Source organism: Corynebacterium falsenii, assembly GCF_020099275.1.
GTDB classification, from domain to species: domain Bacteria; phylum Actinomycetota; class Actinomycetes; order Mycobacteriales; family Mycobacteriaceae; genus Corynebacterium; species Corynebacterium falsenii.
Window position 1 is genome coordinate 287,837 of record NZ_CP083646.1, and the last position, 17,122, is coordinate 304,958.

The following is a 17,122-nucleotide window of genomic DNA, read 5'->3' on the forward strand; positions in this document are numbered from 1 at the left end:
ACCTCGCGAGGGCTTCACTTGTGACAATGTTGTGTTTTGCGGAAATTGGCTTTACAAAACCCCAGGTGGTCAAATATGAAGCAACACAAAACACAATATTGTCACATCTGAAGCCCTTGTCGCCCTCGTAGCCACATCGGCATAGCCTGCATTCCCCGGATTGGCGAGCACCGTAGGGCTCAAGCACCGTAGCGGCCTCTGCATTGTGTGCGAATGCCGTGTTTTGTGAGGTAGCAGATTTGACCACCTAGGCTTTTACAAACCGGGAAGTGGCAAAACACGGCATTCGCACACGCCCCACCGCAAGCCACCACCAAAGCGCTCCCGGCGGGCGGCCCAAGACTCAGTTCCGTAGAGCGCAGCGGCTCAACACCCAGATCAACCCTGGGCTGCAGTTGGTGATAGACGCAGGTCAGCCCAGCGCAGCACGGCCAAACGCCCAGCCCAGCGCAGCACGACTACACCCCCAGCACAGTGCGGCCGGCGAAGGCGCGGGACAACGTCAGCTCATCCACGAACTCCAGGTCCCCTCCCATCGGGATACCCGAAGCAAGGCGCGTCACCTTCAACCCAGGGAAATCGCGCAGCAGCCGGCCAAGGTAACTAGCCGTGGCCTCGCCCTCCGTGTTCGGATCCGTGGCGATGATGACCTCTTCGACCTCCGGCGCGGGTTCGAAGACGGGTTCGCCGGTGGTGGCGTCGAGTTGAGAAGAAGCAACATCGGGCAGCACACCACCGATACGCTGCACCAACGGCGTGACATTCAGCTCCTTCGGCCCGACCCCGTTGAGCGGATCCAACGCACCGCCGAGCACATGGTAGCGGCCACGGTACTCGGCAGTGCGCTCGATGACCTGGATGTCCTTCGACTCCTCCACCACGCAAATCACCGACTTATCGCGCGAGGAATCCGCGCAGATGCGGCACACATCTTCCTGCGAGATGTTGTGGCAGATGCGGCAGAGCGCAACGCCCTGCTGCAGGCGCCCGATGGCGGACTGCAGGCGCTCCACGTCCTCGGGTTCCTGCTCGAGCAGGTGCAACGCGATGCGCTGCGCGCTCTTCGGCCCGATGCCGGGCAGGCGAGAGAACTCGTCGATGACGTCTTGTAATGGTCCTTCGAACAAGGAGGTGTCTTTCCCCTAAAAAGCTATGGTATCGCTGGTGAAGCCGGTGCTACAGGCCCAGCCCCGGGATGCCGCCGGACAGCGGGCCCATCTTCTCCTGGGCGAGCTGCTGAAGCTTGTTGTTGGCGTCCTGGAATGCGCCGAGGACCAGGTCCTGCAGGGTTTCGACGTCCTCGGGATCCACGACCTCCGGGTCGATCTCGAGAGACTTCACCTCGCCAGAACCGGCGATCGTGATGGTGACGCGGCCGTTGCCAGCATCGCCGGTGACTGTCGACTCCACGATCTCCTTCTGCGCTTCCTGCAGCTGAGCCTGCATCTGCTGCGCCTGCTGCATGAGTTGGTTCATATCTGGCTGAGACATGTCGTGTCCTTTCGTTTCGCGTACCTCGACCACTGTACCGCCGACCACTGTACCGCCGGTCGGCCGGACTGTCGGTCAGCGCACGCGCTTGGCGCCGAGGTGTTGCTCGATGAGGTCGCCTGCGATCTCCAGCGGCGAGCGATGCTCCTTTTCACCCGGGCCGTTGCGCAGCGACTCGACCATCTCGTCTTCGAGCCTGCGCCGCTGCTCGTCGCCGGTGTCGCGGGGAGGTTGGTTCGACTGCTGCGCCTGGTGCGTCTGCTGCGCTGGCCGCTGTCGCACCTGCGCCGGTGCCTGCGCCCGGGCCTGTGCGTTGTCATTTCCCGCCGGACCGCCGGCATTAGCCTGCCCGTGCTGGGGATATGCCTCCGGCATGAAGTCCTCCGGCGGGGCCGCGTCCCACGGATCCTCCGGAGGTTCGTCCGGCAGCGGCACCCCGCCGAAGCCGTTCTCTTGGTTGTATTGCCGCTTCGCGCGCGCCCGTTCCGCGCGTTCGCGGTGCCTGCTCTTGCGCACGTCGGCATTGCTCGGTGGTGTGTCGTTTTTCTCGACGCCACCAGCGTCACCCTGGCCTCCACCCGCAGCTATCGCGGCGTCCCGCAGGGCGGCTTCCATTGCCTTTGCCCTTTCGAGGGCGCTGGTGGCCGCGGTGCGGATCGTCGTCACATCCGTGTCTGTCTCGGCGGGGATCGGGTTGTGTGATGATCGCTGCGGCCTAGGCTCTGACGGTTCAGGCTCAGGCCGTGGGGCTTTTCCCGGCGGCTCCCGGTGAGCGCCGTTGGCGACCACGGTGGCCGGTGTGCCGGTGATGGACTCGATGGCCGTGCTGTAGACCTGCCGGTTGCGGTCATTGTTGACAAAGTTCGCCAGCGCCCCGGTGTGGTGCGTGACGTGGATTTCGCCGGGAGTGGGTTGCTCGGGAATCAGTGTGGCATCGCGCAGTGCGATCCAGGCGCTGAGGTCGGCGTCCTTGACGGCGTTGAGCACGTCTGTCCACTGGTCGGCAGTGATGGCCTTGTCCGCGTCGGCGGCGGGGTCCGGCTGGGTGGTCTCCTGCGATGCAGCGCTGGGGGCGGCGGCTGTGGGAGTGCTGACGGGCGCACTCGTGGGCGCGCTGGACTGGCGGTTCCGGTCCATGATCTCCCGGGCCTTGCGGGCCTCCGCGACCTCCGGGGGTTCCACCTCGTCGTGTTCCACCTGCTCGGAGCCCTGCTGTTGCTCCGGCGCGCGCTGCGCCGGTGCTTCCTGCTGCTCCGGCGCGGCGGTCTGCGCCGGTTCGGGCTGCTGCTCGGGCGCAGTCTGCGCGGGCTGGGTTTCTCGCGATTCCGTTGCCTGCTGCGCGGGCAGAGACTGAGCAGACTGTGCTGGTTGTGCTGGCTGAGCCGCCGGAGCCTCCTGCCCCTCCCGCGTCTCCTGAGGGGCAGCGCCACCGGCGTTGCCCTCAGCGGACTGGGGTTGGGCGGCATCGGGTTGGCGTCGGCGAGAAGGGCGTTCGTACTTCTTGCCAGACGACAAGTTCGGCGCCTGACCAGCAGCAGCGGACGCGCCCAACGCGGCCGGCGACCCACCACGGCCCTGCTCCAAGGCCTCCACGCGCTGGGCCAACGCCTCCACCGTCAAACCGGCAGCGGGAAGCGCCATCCGAGCGCACAGAATCTCCAGCAACAACCGGGGTGCCGTCGCACCGCGCATCTGTGCCAGCCCCTCGTTGACCAGCGCAGCGCAGCGAGTCAGTGTGGCCTGGCCGAGCATCCGCGACTGCTCCTCCAGCGACTGCTTCGCATCCGCGGGGGCGTTGACGAGGCCGCGATCGATGGCATCCGGCACGGCCTGCAATACCAGCAGATCACGGAAACGATCGAGTAGATCCTCGGCGAAGCGGCGGGGGTCGTAACCGGCCTCGATGACCTCGTCGACCACGCCGAACAACCCGGCCTGGTCCTGGTTCGCCAGCGCCACCACAGCGTTATCGATCAGCGTGATGTCTGTGACGCCCAGCAGCGCCAGGGCGCGGTTATACGTGACTCCCTCCGAGCCCGCACCTGCCAGCAGCTGGTCCATGATGGACAGCGAATCGCGGGGCGAGCCACCGCCGGCGCGGATGACCAGTGGATACACGGCATCTTCAACCTCCACGCCCTCGCCCTGGACCACGGAGGTCAACAGGTTGCGCATGTCCGGCGGCGTGAGCAGGCGGAAGGGGTAGTTGTGCGTGCGCGAGCGGATGGTCTGCAGCAGCTTCTCCGGCTCGGTGGTGGCGAAGATGAAGATGAGGTGCTCCGGCGGTTCCTCCACGATCTTCAGCAAAGCGTTGAAGCCCGCGGTGGAGATCATGTGCGCCTCGTCGATGATGAACACGCGGTAGCGGGATTCCGCCGGGGCATAGAAAGCGCGTTCGCGCAGCTCGCGCATGTCGTCCACGCCGTTGTGGGTGGCGGCGTCGAGCTCCGTGACATCCAAGTTGCCGGGCCCACCGGGCGCCAGCGATACGCAGGAATCGCACTTCCCGCATGGGGTGGACGTGGGGCCTTCTACGCAGTTCAGCGACCGTGCGAGGATGCGCGCCGAGGAGGTTTTGCCGCAACCGCGGGGGCCGGAAAAAAGGTAGGCATGGTTGATCCGCCCGCTATCCAGCGCAACGGAGAGCGGTTCGGTCACATGCGATTGCCCCACGACCTCGGCGAACGTCGCTGGGCGATATTTCCGGTAAAGAGCCACGATTACAGGGTACCGTTCACGCTAGCGGTAGACGTTATTCAGATTGATGCCGTGCTGCACCAGATGGGCCTGAACAGCCTCGATGCCCTGCTTTCGGGCAATGTCCAGCTCTTCGTCGTTGAGCATCACCAGCTGCGCGGCCACGGTCAGCCGGCCCGGGTGGGTGAGCTCCGCCTCGGCTGGGCCGTTCGACTGCTTGGCGTGCCGACCGCGGGATTCGTGAGCGACCTCGTGGACGTGCGGCACGCCCTCGTCCCACACGAACGGCACCACGAGCAGCCCATGCCGCGCAGTGACGCCCTCCACGCCCTGGGCCACGTTCGGCAGCAGTGTTCCGGGCTTCGGCGGCCTGTCATGCGGCCCTTCGCTGATCATCGTGGCTGCATGAGCCAGTAGATCAGCGGCGACGCCACCATGACCCTCAACCACCGTGAGTAACTCGACCCGCAGGTCTGAGCCGTCCTCGGTTTCCAACGCGGGGTCGATGCGGGAGGCATCGAGTGTCATGGCGACGGTTTCAGCGTCTCCCGTTTCCGGGGAGCCGAGGAGCACCTGAGCCATGGCGAATTCGGGGAAGGAATCCCCGAGCTTGCGGCGGGCGATGGTCGGCTCGCCGGGCAGCAGGCCCTCGACCCAGATGTAGGTCTCTTCGATATTAATGAGCGATCCCGCCTTCGGCACCGTCCTCGGCGGTGTGCGGCGCACCCGCCTGGCCGTCCGCATCCACAGCGCCGCCCTCGTTGACAGCCTCGATGGCGGCGAGCAGCACGCAGGTGGCGAACCCATCCATGGCGACCTCGAGGTCATCCATGGTCGGCATGGACGGAGCCAGGCGCAGGTTACGATCGTTCGGGTCCTTCTTCAGCGGGTAGGTGGCGCCGGCGGCAGTGAGGCTCACGCCTGCCTCCTTGGCCAGTTCGACCACGCGGGAGGCCGTGCCGTCAACCACGTTGACGGAGATGAAGTAGCCACCCTCCGGGACGGTCCATTCGGCCACATGCATGTCGCCCAGGCGGCGCTCCAGCACCTCAACCACGCGGGTGAACTTCGGCCCCAGCACGCCGGCGTGCTTGCGCATCAAGGCACGCACGCCCTCCGGGCTCTCGAGGAACTGCAGGTGAGCGAGCTGGTTGATCTTGTTCGGGCCGATGCCACGCACGCCTGCGATGGAGCTGTACCAATCGAGGTTCTCCTTCGACGATGCGAAGAACGCCACGCCCGCTCCGGCCAGGGTGATCTTCGAGGTCGAGGACATGAACCAGAAGCGGTTCGGGTTCCCGGCCTTCTCGGCGACGTCGAGGATGTTGATGACGTCCGGGAATTCGTTGGTGAGGGTGTGCACGGCGTAGGCGTTATCCCACACGATGCGGAAATCCGGTGCGGCGGTTTCCATTTCCGCCAGCTCGCGGGCGATCTTCTCGCTGTACGTCACGCCCGTGGGGTTGGAGAACATCGGCACGGTCCACATGCCCTTGACCGCCGGGTCCTTGACGAGCTCGCGGACCTTATCCATGTCCGGGCCCTCGTCCGTCAGGGGCACGGTGACCATCTCGAAGCCGAACAGCTCCGTGATGGAATGGTGCCGGTCGTAGCCGGGCACGGGGCAGATCCACTTCAGATCGTCCTCGACCGCCCAAGGCTTCGGGGAGTCGTTGTTGCCGAACGTGTAAGACCAGCTAATGAGGTCAAACATGATGTTCAGGCTGGAGGCATCGCCAGCGAAGACGTTGTCCGCCGGAATGCCGAGCACGTCTGCCCACAGCTCGCGCAGCTCGGTGATGCCGGTGAGGCCGCCGTAGTTACGGGTATCGGTGCCCGCGGGGGTGCGGTAGCTCTCGCCGGGCAGGCTCAGCAGGTCGGTGGAGAAATCCAGTTGCTCCGTCGAAGGCTTGCCGCGGGTCAGGTCCAAGTTCAGATTGCGGTCCTTGAGCTCCTGATAAGCCGCCTTGACCTCATCTTGCACGGCAAGGAGTTGGTCGCGGTTGATGTTCTCTAGTTTCATGTTCCGAGCCTCCCTCAGCTGGGTATTCACCCGCGGCTTCGCGGCGATGGATGGGTCGCGTGCCTGGGATTGTGTTCCGTTACGCCAGTCTAGTAGAAGCCCCTGTGACGTGCCGTTGCCGCCTGTTGGGAGGGCGGCTGTGGGATGGTGTCCGCCCACCCTTTTGCCCCTCAACCCGAACGAAATAGAGACAATGCGCGAAGCCCCGCCTCAGCGTGATGCCGAGACGGGGCTTCGTGATGGCGGAGGATAGGGGATTCAGACCCCGGCACTGTTTCTGCTGGTCAGGGTGGGCATAAGAATCCCCTCCCCCGAATTGGGGACAAAACTGGGGACATTAGGGTTTCCTAACCCGCCCCCACTCGCCGCCATGTCCCCACCGGCTGGCCCCATCCTACCGCCCGTAACCCCCACGCGTGCGGGCGCGTGCGAGCCAATCACCGGAACGTCCCCGCCCTAGGGCGGGTCTCTTAAGGTCGTGGAGGTTGGAGGTCTGACGGTGGGTGGGCTTGGATGCCTCGAGCCCGGGGCGCTCGGCGCGCCAAAGTCCGCGGCCGCCGGCCTGGATCGCTCACAGGTCACCGGAGCGGACGAGTGCGTAGGGCTGGGAGCGGCCAAGGGACATGATGGTCTGCACGCCCTCCAGCGTCATGAAGAGGGGCGTGGCGGTCACCGGCTCTCTGGAGGGCCTGATTACTCGGGGACCTCGCTGAGTTGGGCCTCAATCCGATCCAACCGCTCGGTGATGTTGCGTAGGTGCTCCACGATGAGTTGGTTCGAACCATCGATCGCCGTCGCCGTTTCGCGTCGTGCGCTGGTGACGGTGCGTACCACCCAGACGGTAAGAACAACGAAGATCGCGAGTGGTAGTGCGGCGGCGAGGATGATAACAAATACGGTAGCGGTAAGTGTCACGAAGATTCCCTTTCCTGTTCTTGATTAATCAGGTGCACAATGTGGTCTGGAGTTATTTCAAGCCGAAACGGAGCGACCCAGTAGTGCTTCCTCACTCGGCTCTCTCCGAGCTGTTCCAGGCCACTCTCGATGAGTCGAGCAGCTTCCAAGCGGTTGAGGTGCTGGTAGAGCAGTGGCCGAGACATCCCGAGTCGGCGGGCCAGCTCACTAACATGGGTCGACTCCGTCTCTAGGGAGGCGATAATTCGCAACCGAGGCTCACTTCCGAGAGCACTGAGCATCTGAGCGAGCCGTGCTGCGTCCATCACCCCTCCGGATCGTAATCGAACGATGTCAGGTGTAAGTATATGCTTACAGTCAGCGGTGCGCAAGTCCTGCCGGGTCAGGCGGAGACGCTGGCTGCTCACCCGGGGTGGCCGGTCGGACTGCGGGCCGGCCTGCACCGCCGGCGAGTACGGGAGGAGTCGACCTCATGGGGTCGACCCCTCCTTGCGCGCGACGAGCTGCGCAGTCTCCTCGCCGCAGCGCTGGATGGACGCCTCGAGCTCGGGGTGCTCGGCGCGCAACTGCCCACGGCCGCCGACTTGGATCGAGCGCAGCTCCCCGGAACGGACGAGTGCGTAGGTCTGGGAGCGATATCCCGAAACCTCGTCAAACGAGGTGGTTGAGCCATTGGATGATCGCGCGGAGGACGGCTCCGGCGCGGTAGGTCAGGCCGAGTTTGTCGTAGCGGGTGGCCAGGCCGCGCCATTGCTTCACGTCGCTGTAGCCGCGCTCGATGACGTTGCGGCCGCGGTAGGCCTCCATGTCGAGACCCACGGGGCGTCCGCCGCGTGAACCGCGGTTGCGACGGTGTTGCTGCTGGTCGCTGGGTTCGGGGATCACGGCCTTGATCCCGCGACGGCGCAGAGTCTGGCGGGTGGCGCGGGAGGAGTAGGCCTTGTCGCCGCGCAACATGTCCGGTCTGGTGCGCGGTCTACCTGGTCCCTTGCGGGCGACGGAGAGGGCGTCGAGCAGTGGGGCGAGCATCGGTGAGTCCCCTCCCTGACCGGGTCCGCAGAGGATTACCAGCGGTAGGCCGTGTCCATCGACGAGCTGATGGATCTTCGTCGAGAGCCCGCCGCGGGAACGGCCCAGCGCGTGATCAGCTGGCTCGACGCGGAGATTCTTGTGATTCCACTGCGCCCCCTGTGGTGCGCTCGAGGGTGGTGCCGTGCTGGTGAGCGCGGCAGATCGTGGAGTCGACCGCGACCGACCAGTCCAGGTCACCGTCCGCGTCGGCACGGACCAGGAGCGCGTCGAGGACCTGGTCCCAGGTGCCATCAACTGCCCAGGCGCGGTGGCGCTTCCAGACTGTCTGCCAGGGCCCGAAGTCGGCGGGGAGATCGCGCCAGGCGATCCCGCACCGGTAGCGGTAGATGATCCCCTCGACCACCTGTCTATGATCCCGTCTCGGCCTCCCTGACCAGGGGCGCCGAGCGGGGAGCAAGGGCTGGATCGTCTCCCATTGGGTATCGGACAACACGCTTCGCCGGCTCATTGACCTACCGTCACCCCCGCGTCCTCACGAACTTAGGAGACACGCCCTAGTCGTCGTCCCCGAGGCGCTGCTCGCCCTTAACTTGTGCGGCGATGGCCCGGATGCCTTGCCGCAGCTCTTCCACCATCGACTTGTTGCTCCCTCCGTGGAGGTTGATCCCGGCGACCGTCTTGTCGGCGGCGTCGATCAGCTTGGCGGCGGCGTCGAACGCGGTCTTGACCTCGCGTGCGCTGGGCTCGCGTTCCACCCACATCGGCCCGGCGGTCGTGTTCATCATCTCGCGCACGTCATCCCACGCGGACCGCAGCACTTCATCCGCATGGGCGAGTAGCGCTTCTGTCCGGTCGATCTTCTCGGCGTTGATCCGCTGTAGCCGGGTCTCTGTGGCGGCGGCGGTTTGTGCGGTGTCCGTTGTCGCACCGGCGGCTTGCAGCGTACGGGACACCGTGGCGTGCCCCCGGCTTAGTTCTCGGGCGATGATCCGGCACGATGCGCCTTCTGCGTGGCGCTTGACGATGTACTCGCGTTCCCACTCGTCCAGCGGGCGGGGGGCGTTCATCGGTTGCTCCGGTTGGCTAGGCGGGCGTTCTCGCTCGCAACGACTAGGGCGGCGGCTGTCTCTCTACGCTCCCTGAATAGGGCCGCTGCTGCGGTCCCCAGGGCCGGGTTGTGTGCCAGGCCGTCGGGCGTCATCACCGACAACACGGCGGCGATAGCGTCGTCCACCTCCTTGCCGTGGGTGGTGAGGGTGTCCGCATAGAGTTCTGCGGTGGTCTGCTGGTACTTGCTCATGTCGTACTCCTCCTGGTTGGTGCGGTTCTAGGTGTCGCGGGTGTCGCATATGGCTTGACCTGCGGTGATGCCGGATTTCGAGGTGTCGCGGGTCCGTCGCGGGTCCGTCGCAGCATGTCGCGGGTCCGGATCAACCCGCGATAGTGCCGCGACACATGCGCGACACATGCGCGACACCTCCGAATGCGCCGTTCATGCTGGTCAGGGACTTGCGACACCCGCGACACCCCTAATCGCGGCATAGTCGCCATTGCAGCCCGCCCCTCGCCCGGGGGTCCGGGTTAGTCTGCGACTCAATTGCCCCGTTGCCGTCGTCGTCGCCGTCCCGTAGCGAGTCGAGCACATCCGGCAGAACGTCCTGCTGGCGCTTCGTCAGACCCCGGCGAATAAGTCGTTCGTTCACCCACCCGCCAACGTCGTCTGCGGACTCTAGGGCGGTGTAGACCTTCTCGGTCACCGCGCTGATCCGGTCGGCGGTGGCGGCGGCCTCTGCGGCCTCGTGGCGGCGGTGCTTCTCTGCTTCTGCCGCGACGCGCTGGCCCTCTAGATGGGCGGTGCAGCGGTGGCGAACCTTGTCTGAGTACCGGCACATGGCCCCGGCTCGTCGCCAATCATCTTCGGTGACGTGTGCCCGGCCCCGCAGCACGGCAATGCCGGCGGCGATCTTCAAGCGGGTGAGGTGGCCGTGGGCGTTGAGCCCCCCGGTGTTGCCGGTGATTAGTCGGGCGTCATCGGCGGCGCGGGTGGCCGCGACAACCTGGTCGCAGTACGTGATCTGGCCGTCGAACGCCGGTAGCGGGACGGGTAGCACGTCGGCGGTCGGGTATGCCCGCCCCTCTTTGCGCAGCGGGTCGACCAGCTCGGTCCACGCGAACCGTTGCGGTAGGCCGTCGCCTGCGTCGTCGAGGATGCCGCCCACCCGGTCGGGCTGGGCTCCTACGATCATCCCGGCCCGGTAGGTGCCCCACGGCACGGAGACGTGCTCGGACTTGTTGGTGGCACCTAGGTCGCCGCCCGAGTAGACCTTTAGCAGCGTCGAGCGCAGCGTCGCCCCGGTGCGCCCCATCAGCGCGGTAAGCGAGGACACTTCCGTTTCAACGAATAGGGCGGTCGTTTCACCGGGGATGGGGCCGTCGTGGCCTTCTCGTGGCGCATATACGCCCGTGACGCCCTCTCCCGAGCCCAATGGGAACGTTGGCGGGGCAATCTCCCTACCGTCGGCGTCGAGGACTCTCAGGGCCCTTGTGGCCGCGTTTAGGGTGCGGTCCTTGCCTGCACCGGATGGGCCGATCAGTGCAACGAAGGTATTAAGCGCGCCGGGCCCGCCGCCGGCATTGAGGTGAACGGTTGGGGGGACGGCACCTAGGACGCGAACGATGCTGACGAATAGCAGCGCTATCGGTGCTACGCGAACGTGTCGGGCGTGTGCGCGGATGCTCTCTAGCATTTCCGAGTTGTCGAATATTGCGGAGTCGAGTTCACTCCATTGGTCAATATTTAGAACGCTGTGCAGTGGCGTTTGTGGGGTCTGACCTGCTAGGGTAGTGCTCACGGTATTCCTCTCGCCGTTTACGTCCGCCCTGGTGCCAGCCCGGGGCGGGCGTTCTTTTTGCTTTAGTGGGGAGGGGATGGGGGCCCGTTGGGTTCTACTGGTAGTCGTGCTCGGGCTGGATGTACCCCGGCATGACTTCTTGCTGCGCCGAGGCCCAAACGCCACCGTGGGAGGATCGGGCTTGCGGGCGCTTCTCGCGGGGCGGTTCGTACTGGTCTCCGAAGATGGCCTGCCGTAGGCCCTCTTTCTGCCGACGGCGGAGGTCGTCGTCGTGGGCGATGGGGAGGCCGGCGGGTTGGTCGAAGCGGTATGCTCCCCGGCGCTCGGCGATCTTGTCGGCACCTACGGCGTTCACGTACTCGTGCGGCTCTTCGGAGTAGAGCGCCATGCTCGCGGCGTAGTCGCGCACGTCGGCCTCCATGGCGTTCAAGTCGTGCGCTCGGTGATCCGCGTTGCCGCCTCCGGCCATGCCTGCGGCCTGGTCGATGATCTTGGCGATGGCGGCCTGTAGTGGCGTCTCCGGGGTGCTGCGTCGGGTGTCGGTGGGTTGGTCGTCGGGCGTGCGGCTGGAATAGGTGTCGTAGTAGGTCATGCTTGCTCCTTCTCGGTGGTTGTTATCTGGCTTGCCATGAGGGCGACGGCGTCGCGCAGCTCCGGCCTGGCTTGCCAGACGATGCGCAACTCGTCGCGGGTCGTGCCGTGCGGCACGTAGTGGCCTCCGCCGCGTGCTGCGGCGATGATTCTGGCGTGTGGTGCTGGTGGCCGGCGGCTGACTGGCAGGCGGTCGCGGCGCGGAGCAATGCCGGAGCCAGGGTCGCGCTTGCCCGAGTGCTCTAATGGCACCAGCCGTTCGGCGGCGGCGGCGCGTGCGGTCAGCTGGGCCGCGACTGCTAGGTGGCCAGCGCGGGCGGTCATGCGATGCCCTTAACGTCGCGCAGCCACGATTCAACGGCCCCACGGCGGTACAGGATTCGACGGCCAGCGCGGACAAAATCGGGGCCAGTGCCCCGGTGGCGATGCGCGGCGAGTGCTGCGGTCGTAGTGCGCAGGATCGTTGCGGTTTCCTGCGCGGTCATCAAGTCCATGATGTTCTCCAACGGCGTGTAGCCCCGTCACCGGGTTCGGTGCGGGGCTAGATGGTCTGGGTACGCAAAGACCCGGCACTTGCAGCAAGCAAGTCCGGGTCTGGTCGGTTTTGGATACACCATACCAACACGGGCCACGTTACACGAGTTTACGTCAGCGCGCAACAGGCACCATGAAACCGCTTTGACCAGCACGGTTGCAGCTAGTCAGTGACGGGGATGGGGCGGGCCAGTGCCCACACGTCCGCCTCGCACACGCGGACGGCGCGGCCTACGCGGAACCCCCGGATCGAGCCGTCAGCTATACGGCGGCGGATGGTGTCGACGGACACTCCGAGCATGTCGGCGGCGTCGCCCTGGGTGATAAGCCTCTGCGGCGGCTGTTGGCGGCGGTGCTCTTTAGACATGATGACCCCTTAGGGCCGGGCCGTGGGTGCCCATCCCCAAACGGCTGTTCGCACTTCCAGTGCGGGCAATGGGGCAATCCTACCCCGGGGTTTGGATCGGACCGGCGGCAAGCGCGTTCGCTGCGTCGCCCTCACGGGGAAGAACAACAACCGCCCCGTGACCAGCGGCCATGTCGTTCCGCACATCGTCGGCAGACAGTGAGGCGGTGACGTGCCCGCAGCCAACGAGCACGACAGACCGGCCTAGCGGCCATGCTTCGCCCCACCACTTCGCCGTTACCCCTCCCGGGGTCATCGGCACTACGTGGCGCAGCCGTAGCCGTTCCCCCACCCTCGCGGACGGCCACACGACTATCAGGCCGGCGGGCACGCGGAGAACCCGCACCAGCTGGCACCCCCTAGCCCTGCATCGGTATGTCAGGGCCGTGTGTGCCTTCACCCCCCCCGGCGGTCTCTAGGGCCGCGTAGGCGTCGCCTGCGGCGGTCACGCGCCTTCCCCAGTGGCGAGCGCCGACATGGCTGCGGCCAACTGCTCCGCGCGCCCGCTAGCGGCTTTGGCGTAGTGCAACGACATGGCCGGGTCTGCGTGCCCGAGCCACGCTTGCAGGTCCGGCACGCCGGCCCCCATCCGGGCATACTGCGTCGCGGCGAAGTGGCGGAGGACGTGCGGCGTCAGGTCGGGGCACCCCACCTGCCCGGCGCGGTCCGCGAGCACGCGGGCGTAGCGCTGGCGGACGATCATCCCGCCGTCCTTGTTCACACATAGGGGGGCGTCTGCGGTGTCGGCGGTGAACCTCTGCAAGTGCCACACCAGCAGCGGGACGATATGCGGCGGGACCGGCACGCGGCGGCGGGCCTCCTCTGTCTTGCCCGGGGTGGTGATCCATTCCCCCGCGACACGCTGCACGGTGCGGCGGACATGGACGTAATGGACCGTCTGCCCGCCCGTGGTGACCGCGTAGGCGTCGGCACGCTGTAGCCCGGCAACCTCCCCGACGCGCAGACCAGACCACGCCATGAGGGCCGTAGGTAGGCGGTAGTGCTCGGGCATGAGGCCGATCAGTTCCGTGACCTGTTCCACCGTCGGCACCGTCTTAGCGTCGGCCTTCGGCTTGCGGACCTTCACACCGGAACAGGGGTTAACGTCCACGAGCCCGTGCTCCACGGCCTGGGCGAACATCGTGGACAACATTGCGAACGCATCGCGGTTGCGTTTAAGGGTGGCCGACGTGGCGGGGTCTGCCTTTAGGGCCGCTTGCCATGCCTTCACGTCGGGGGCGGTGAGGTCGGTGAGGGGACGGTCCCCGAGGTGTGGCTTGATTCTGGTCTTGTAGACACTGCGCATGGTCGCCTCTGTCGACGGGCGGTAGCCACGGGCGGTGATGAAGCGGTCCAGGTAGTCATCCAGGGTGGTCGCGGTACGGGCCTTCGCGGCGGCGCGGTCCTTGGGGTGCGTCCAATTTCCCCACCGGATCAGCTCATACTCGGCGATCAACCACGCTTCGGCATCGGCACGAGTGGTGAAAGACATGGGGCTGTAGACCTTGCGGGGTCGGCCCGATGGGGTGAGCGTGCCGGCGGGGTCGTAGTAGGTGGCGCGGTAACGGTTTCCGCGCTTCTCAACGCTGCCATGGGGAATATCGCGGGACATGGGGGGTGCTCCGGGGCGAGTGGGGATACAGGCTGGGGACGTGGGGACACGATTGGGGATTTCGGTGCCGTTCCGTGCCCACTGCTGCATGCTAGCGCTACTGGGGGAATGTGCCGTTCCCACTGGTAGACACAAGAAAACCCCTGGTCGCGGTGACCAGGGGTTTTCCGTTTGGCGGAGGATAGGGGATTTGAACCCCTGAGGGATGTAACTCCCGCACGCGTTCCAGGCGTGTGACATAGGCCGCTAGTCGAATCCTCCATGCCTGACGGAAAGGGCAGTGCCCTCACGTCCTTCGAAGAGATTACACAAGCACCGGGGTTGAATCCAAATTGGCTGGATAGGTTTTGGCTTGGCGCGGCGGTCTGGGATAGGATGGGCAACGGATTCCGCGCGGCGTTTATCTTGTGAACTCCCCCAGGGCAGGAATGCAGCAAGGGTCAGCGAGCTCTGACGGGTGCGCGGGGTCCCCTTTTTTTATGCCTTTGTGCGGTTGTCCTTTGCACTTGTCCGCTCTTGCACTTCTTGCTGCCTCCGCGAGACGTTGCAGTGCATTCTTCCAGTTCTGAGAGTGGCTGAGCCGGATGTGTCAGATACGCCACTCACGCTCCGAATCCCTCCCCCAAGCCCAGCCTCTTTTGTATTCTTAAAAACTGTGGCGAGCGCGCCTCCAAACGGAATGCCCGCCCCTGCACCCCACGCGGTTGTGCTCAGGAAGTAAGGATCGAAGGAAGGCACCCCGTCACATGCGGTTGGAACTCGACGAAGTGCAGCTCACCCCCGGCTCCCAGGTTTTCAAAGAATCCTGCGGCTACGAATTCGACTCGTACTGGTCCGACCCCGAGGGCTTGGAAGACAGCATCTGCGTGTTCCGCGTTCTCAAGGTGGACGACGATGGGGAGCGTGGCGGCGTCGACGATAAGAAAGACACCCAGAGCGGCAAAGACGTGGCGCGCATCAGCATGGACGGCAACTGCGACGACTGCATCGAAATCGCGCTCATCGACGTGCGCGAGGACGAGCGCGGGCAGGGGATCGCGCGGTGGATGGTTGACGCGATCCTCGACAAGTTCGCGGACACAAAGCTGATCGCCACGCCGGAAGAAGAGCTCGCCGGATTCTGGGAGCACCTGGGCTGGCGGCGCGTGGAAGATGCCGACGAGCTGCACGGATTCAAGATGCTCGCGCCGCGCGGGTGGGACTAGCGCGGACTCTCACGCGAGTCCGCGAACGCCAGCGCGTTACACCAGGCCCAGCCACTTCCAGTACGTCGCGGAGAACAGCACCACCAGCGCGTAACCGATGATCGTCAGCGGGATACCCGTGCGCAGGAACTGCTTGGTCGTGAACGCGCCCGTACCGTAAGCCAGCATGTTCTGCGGTGCCGAGACCGGCAGCAGGAACCCGAAGCTGATGAGGAACTGCTGGATCACCACGAAGCCCAGGCCACCATCGGGGGTGTTCAGCGTGGCGGCCAGCGCGATGTACACCGGGATCAGCGCCGAGGACAGCGCGGTGGCGGAGGCGAAGCCCAAGTGGATGATCACCGTGAACGCACCGACCAAGATGATGGTGGCGAGCAGTGGCATGGAGTCCAGCCCCATCGCCCCGAAGGTCTTCTGCGACAGCCAACCGGCCGCGCCCGTCTTCAGCAGCAGCGTGCCGAGCGAGATGCCCACGGCGAAGACCACCAGCGTGCCCCAGTTGATGAGGTTCTCGGCCTTCTTCCACGTGAACACGCCCACGCGGGGAAGCAGCAGGAAACCGATCGCCACCAGGGTGATCGTGGAGGAATCCACGGGGTGGAGGAAGCCTTCAGTCGACCAGAAGAACAGCAGCGCGATGGAGACCACGATCAACCGGATCTCCGGGCCCGTGATGGGGCCGATCTCCTCGAGTTGACGGCGGACGGTCTCCTTGCCGCCATCCATGCGGTCGACCTCGGGCTTGATGGCCCAGCGCATGATGAAAAACAGCGCAATGGACATGAGCACCGACCACGGCGCGGCCCAGAGGAACCATTGACCCCACGACACGGAACGACCCATGGAGTCTTCGATGAAGTTGAGGGCCACGAGGTTCTGCGCCGCGGCCGTCTTAATGCCGACATTCCAAATGGAGATCGATTGCGCCGCGGTGATGATAAGCAGCGCGGATAGCTTTGAGTTCGACGCCAACCCGAAGGCGGCAACCATGCCCAGCAGGATAGGGACCACCGCGCCTGCGCGGGCCGTAGCCGAAGGAACGAAGAACGCCAGGATGATGGAGATGATGATGGCACCGGCCACGATGTGGGAGATCTTCTCGCCAGCGATCTTGAGAACCAGCAGGGCCACGCGCTTGTGTAGCCCGGTGGCTTGCATGGCGGCTGCCAGCGCCAGGGCGGCGGCCACGAGGGCCACGCCGGAGGAGGAGAACCCTGCCAATGCAGTGGTCAGGCCGTTTTTCGTTCCGAAGGCGGCACCGGGCGCGTCTGGGTCCCCGGACAGTCCGAGGAGCAGCGCCAGGTAGGCGATGATCATGATGGCGGAGACGGGGTAGGTCACTGCCTCCGTGATCCACATGACCACCGCGAAGCCCAAGACCGCGAGGGCAATTTGGCCTTGCCAGCTGAGGCCGTCTGGGCTGGGTAGCAGCAGGATGGCGATGAGCACCACGTGCGCGAGGGCGAACCATGCGGGTTTGAGGTTGAGCCTGTGCCGCAGTGACTTGTCCTTCGTCGCTTCGTTCTGCTGCGCGGTCTGCTGTGTGGCCTGTTGCGCATCGTCTGTGGCGGACAGGCCAGCGTCTTGCCCTGAACCTTGCCCTGAACCATGCCCTGAGGCGTGCTCGCGTTGAGTTGTCGAGCTCATGGGGTGAACTCCTCGTGAGTTAGCGAGGCCCCGATTGTGCCCTGGTGCTCCAGTCATGCTTGTGGCTATCGGAACCTTCGGTGTGGTGCCGCAGCTGGGGTCACCAGCTCTGCGGAC

At 65.4% G+C, this 17,122-nt stretch carries 21 protein-coding genes, 1 tRNA gene and 1 other RNA gene; 3 read left to right on the forward strand and 20 right to left on the reverse strand.

Annotated elements, in window-relative coordinates; all coding sequences use genetic code 11:
- Window positions 1-458 precede the first annotated feature (458 nt).
- From recR to LA343_RS01395, 7 genes are all read right to left on the reverse strand, one after another.
- Window positions 459-1,127, reverse strand: coding sequence for a recombination mediator RecR (gene recR / locus LA343_RS01365; RefSeq protein WP_025403771.1), 669 nt, complete (start codon window positions 1,125-1,127; stop codon window positions 459-461).
- Between the two features lie 49 nt (window positions 1,128-1,176).
- A complete protein-coding gene (locus LA343_RS01370) occupies window positions 1,177-1,491 on the reverse strand; it encodes a YbaB/EbfC family nucleoid-associated protein (protein WP_025403772.1) in 315 nt (104 codons plus the stop codon).
- 75 nt (window positions 1,492-1,566) lie between these two features.
- Window positions 1,567-4,209, reverse strand: coding sequence for a DNA polymerase III subunit gamma and tau (locus tag LA343_RS01375; RefSeq protein WP_025403773.1), 2,643 nt, complete (start codon window positions 4,207-4,209; stop codon window positions 1,567-1,569).
- 21 nt (window positions 4,210-4,230) lie between these two features.
- A complete protein-coding gene (locus LA343_RS01380; protein WP_310648500.1) occupies window positions 4,231-4,890 on the reverse strand; it encodes a hypothetical protein in 660 nt (219 codons plus the stop codon).
- Window positions 4,865-6,211, reverse strand: coding sequence for an aspartate aminotransferase type Ic (locus LA343_RS01385; RefSeq protein WP_025403775.1), 1,347 nt, complete (start codon window positions 6,209-6,211; stop codon window positions 4,865-4,867). Before LA343_RS01385 ends, LA343_RS01380 begins: the two co-directional genes overlap by 26 nt.
- Before the next feature lie 693 nt (window positions 6,212-6,904).
- On the reverse strand, window positions 6,905-7,126 hold the full coding sequence (locus tag LA343_RS01390; RefSeq protein WP_025403776.1) for a hypothetical protein: 222 nt from the start codon (window positions 7,124-7,126) through the stop codon (window positions 6,905-6,907).
- Window positions 7,123-7,431, reverse strand: coding sequence for an ArsR/SmtB family transcription factor (locus LA343_RS01395; RefSeq protein ID WP_025403777.1), 309 nt, complete (start codon window positions 7,429-7,431; stop codon window positions 7,123-7,125). The genes LA343_RS01390 and LA343_RS01395 overlap by 4 nt, the downstream gene beginning before the upstream one ends.
- 42 nt (window positions 7,432-7,473) lie before the next feature.
- Between LA343_RS01395 and LA343_RS01400 the strand changes: the two genes are divergently transcribed.
- The gene (locus tag LA343_RS01400; RefSeq protein WP_025403778.1) at window positions 7,474-7,794 is read left to right on the forward strand and encodes a hypothetical protein; all 321 of its coding nucleotides are present in this window, start codon (window positions 7,474-7,476) and stop codon (window positions 7,792-7,794) included.
- Here the strand turns inward: LA343_RS01400 and LA343_RS11830 are convergent.
- The 12 genes from LA343_RS11830 to LA343_RS01455 form a co-directional block, all read right to left on the reverse strand.
- Window positions 7,778-8,263, reverse strand: coding sequence for an IS5 family transposase (locus tag LA343_RS11830; protein ID WP_377781883.1), 486 nt, complete (start codon window positions 8,261-8,263; stop codon window positions 7,778-7,780). The two genes, LA343_RS01400 and LA343_RS11830, sit on opposite strands and share 17 nt — an antisense overlap.
- A gap of 7 nt (window positions 8,264-8,270) precedes the next feature.
- Window positions 8,271-8,651, reverse strand: a complete 381-nt coding sequence (locus LA343_RS11835; protein WP_396021866.1) for an IS5 family transposase — start codon at window positions 8,649-8,651, stop codon at window positions 8,271-8,273.
- Between the two features lie 61 nt (window positions 8,652-8,712).
- On the reverse strand, window positions 8,713-9,225 hold the full coding sequence (locus tag LA343_RS01410; RefSeq protein WP_025403781.1) for a helix-turn-helix domain-containing protein: 513 nt from the start codon (window positions 9,223-9,225) through the stop codon (window positions 8,713-8,715).
- Entirely contained in the window at window positions 9,222-9,458 is a 237-nt protein-coding gene (locus LA343_RS01415) for a hypothetical protein (protein WP_025403782.1), read from the reverse strand. Before LA343_RS01415 ends, LA343_RS01410 begins: the two co-directional genes overlap by 4 nt.
- Window positions 9,459-9,687: 229 nt before the next feature.
- Entirely contained in the window at window positions 9,688-10,905 is a 1,218-nt protein-coding gene (locus tag LA343_RS01420) for a hypothetical protein (protein ID WP_025403783.1), read from the reverse strand.
- Between the two features lie 199 nt (window positions 10,906-11,104).
- Complete coding sequence (locus LA343_RS01425) at window positions 11,105-11,602, reverse strand: hypothetical protein (RefSeq protein ID WP_025403784.1); 498 nt, start codon at window positions 11,600-11,602, stop codon at window positions 11,105-11,107.
- The gene (locus LA343_RS01430) at window positions 11,599-11,925 is read right to left on the reverse strand and encodes a hypothetical protein (RefSeq protein ID WP_025403785.1); all 327 of its coding nucleotides are present in this window, start codon (window positions 11,923-11,925) and stop codon (window positions 11,599-11,601) included. The genes LA343_RS01425 and LA343_RS01430 overlap by 4 nt, the downstream gene beginning before the upstream one ends.
- Window positions 11,922-12,086: a MerR family transcriptional regulator gene (locus LA343_RS01435; protein ID WP_224209188.1), complete on the reverse strand. Its 165-nt coding sequence runs from the start codon at window positions 12,084-12,086 to the stop codon at window positions 11,922-11,924. The genes LA343_RS01430 and LA343_RS01435 overlap by 4 nt, the downstream gene beginning before the upstream one ends.
- Before the next feature lie 212 nt (window positions 12,087-12,298).
- Window positions 12,299-12,502, reverse strand: a complete 204-nt coding sequence (locus LA343_RS01440) for an excisionase family DNA-binding protein (RefSeq protein WP_025403786.1) — start codon at window positions 12,500-12,502, stop codon at window positions 12,299-12,301.
- A gap of 79 nt (window positions 12,503-12,581) precedes the next feature.
- Window positions 12,582-12,887: a hypothetical protein gene (locus LA343_RS01445; protein WP_144084534.1), complete on the reverse strand. Its 306-nt coding sequence runs from the start codon at window positions 12,885-12,887 to the stop codon at window positions 12,582-12,584.
- Between the two features lie 99 nt (window positions 12,888-12,986).
- Window positions 12,987-14,153, reverse strand: coding sequence for a tyrosine-type recombinase/integrase (locus LA343_RS01450; protein ID WP_025403787.1), 1,167 nt, complete (start codon window positions 14,151-14,153; stop codon window positions 12,987-12,989).
- Window positions 14,154-14,325: 172 nt separating this feature from the next.
- Window positions 14,326-14,414: transfer RNA gene (locus LA343_RS01455), tRNA-Ser, on the reverse strand.
- A gap of 120 nt (window positions 14,415-14,534) precedes the next feature.
- Between LA343_RS01455 and ffs the strand changes: the two genes are divergently transcribed.
- Window positions 14,535-14,629, forward strand: an RNA gene (gene ffs / locus LA343_RS01460) — signal recognition particle sRNA small type.
- Window positions 14,630-14,899: 270 nt separating this feature from the next.
- A complete protein-coding gene (locus tag LA343_RS01465) occupies window positions 14,900-15,358 on the forward strand; it encodes a GNAT family N-acetyltransferase (protein WP_025403788.1) in 459 nt (152 codons plus the stop codon).
- A 36-nt stretch (window positions 15,359-15,394) separates the two neighbouring features.
- Here the strand turns inward: LA343_RS01465 and LA343_RS01470 are convergent, their stop codons facing one another.
- A complete protein-coding gene (locus LA343_RS01470) occupies window positions 15,395-17,005 on the reverse strand; it encodes an SLC13 family permease (protein WP_025403789.1) in 1,611 nt (536 codons plus the stop codon).
- Window positions 17,006-17,122: the final 117 nt, after the last annotated feature.

Excerpts from the sequence above, each read along its gene's own strand:
- LA343_RS01370 (WP_025403772.1), bottom strand. The coding sequence starts at position 1,491 with ATGTCTCAGCCAGATATGAACCAACTCATGCAGCAGGCGCAGCAGATG.
- LA343_RS01385 (WP_025403775.1), bottom strand. The coding sequence starts at position 6,211 with ATGAAACTAGAGAACATCAACCGCGACCAACTCCTTGCCGTGCAAGAT.
- LA343_RS01395 (WP_025403777.1), bottom strand. The coding sequence starts at position 7,431 with ATGGACGCAGCACGGCTCGCTCAGATGCTCAGTGCTCTCGGAAGTGAG.
- LA343_RS01400 (WP_025403778.1), top strand. The coding sequence starts at position 7,474 with ATGCTTACAGTCAGCGGTGCGCAAGTCCTGCCGGGTCAGGCGGAGACG.
- LA343_RS01410 (WP_025403781.1), bottom strand. The coding sequence starts at position 9,225 with ATGAACGCCCCCCGCCCGCTGGACGAGTGGGAACGCGAGTACATCGTC.
- LA343_RS01415 (WP_025403782.1), bottom strand. The coding sequence starts at position 9,458 with ATGAGCAAGTACCAGCAGACCACCGCAGAACTCTATGCGGACACCCTC.
- LA343_RS01420 (WP_025403783.1), bottom strand. The coding sequence starts at position 10,905 with ATGCTAGAGAGCATCCGCGCACACGCCCGACACGTTCGCGTAGCACCG.
- LA343_RS01425 (WP_025403784.1), bottom strand. The coding sequence starts at position 11,602 with ATGACCTACTACGACACCTATTCCAGCCGCACGCCCGACGACCAACCC.
- LA343_RS01430 (WP_025403785.1), bottom strand. The coding sequence starts at position 11,925 with ATGACCGCCCGCGCTGGCCACCTAGCAGTCGCGGCCCAGCTGACCGCA.
- LA343_RS01435 (WP_224209188.1), bottom strand. The coding sequence starts at position 12,086 with ATGACCGCGCAGGAAACCGCAACGATCCTGCGCACTACGACCGCAGCA.
- LA343_RS01440 (WP_025403786.1), bottom strand. The coding sequence starts at position 12,502 with ATGTCTAAAGAGCACCGCCGCCAACAGCCGCCGCAGAGGCTTATCACC.
- LA343_RS01450 (WP_025403787.1), bottom strand. The coding sequence starts at position 14,153 with ATGTCCCGCGATATTCCCCATGGCAGCGTTGAGAAGCGCGGAAACCGT.
- LA343_RS01465 (WP_025403788.1), top strand. The coding sequence starts at position 14,900 with ATGCGGTTGGAACTCGACGAAGTGCAGCTCACCCCCGGCTCCCAGGTT.
- LA343_RS01470 (WP_025403789.1), bottom strand. The coding sequence starts at position 17,005 with ATGAGCTCGACAACTCAACGCGAGCACGCCTCAGGGCATGGTTCAGGG.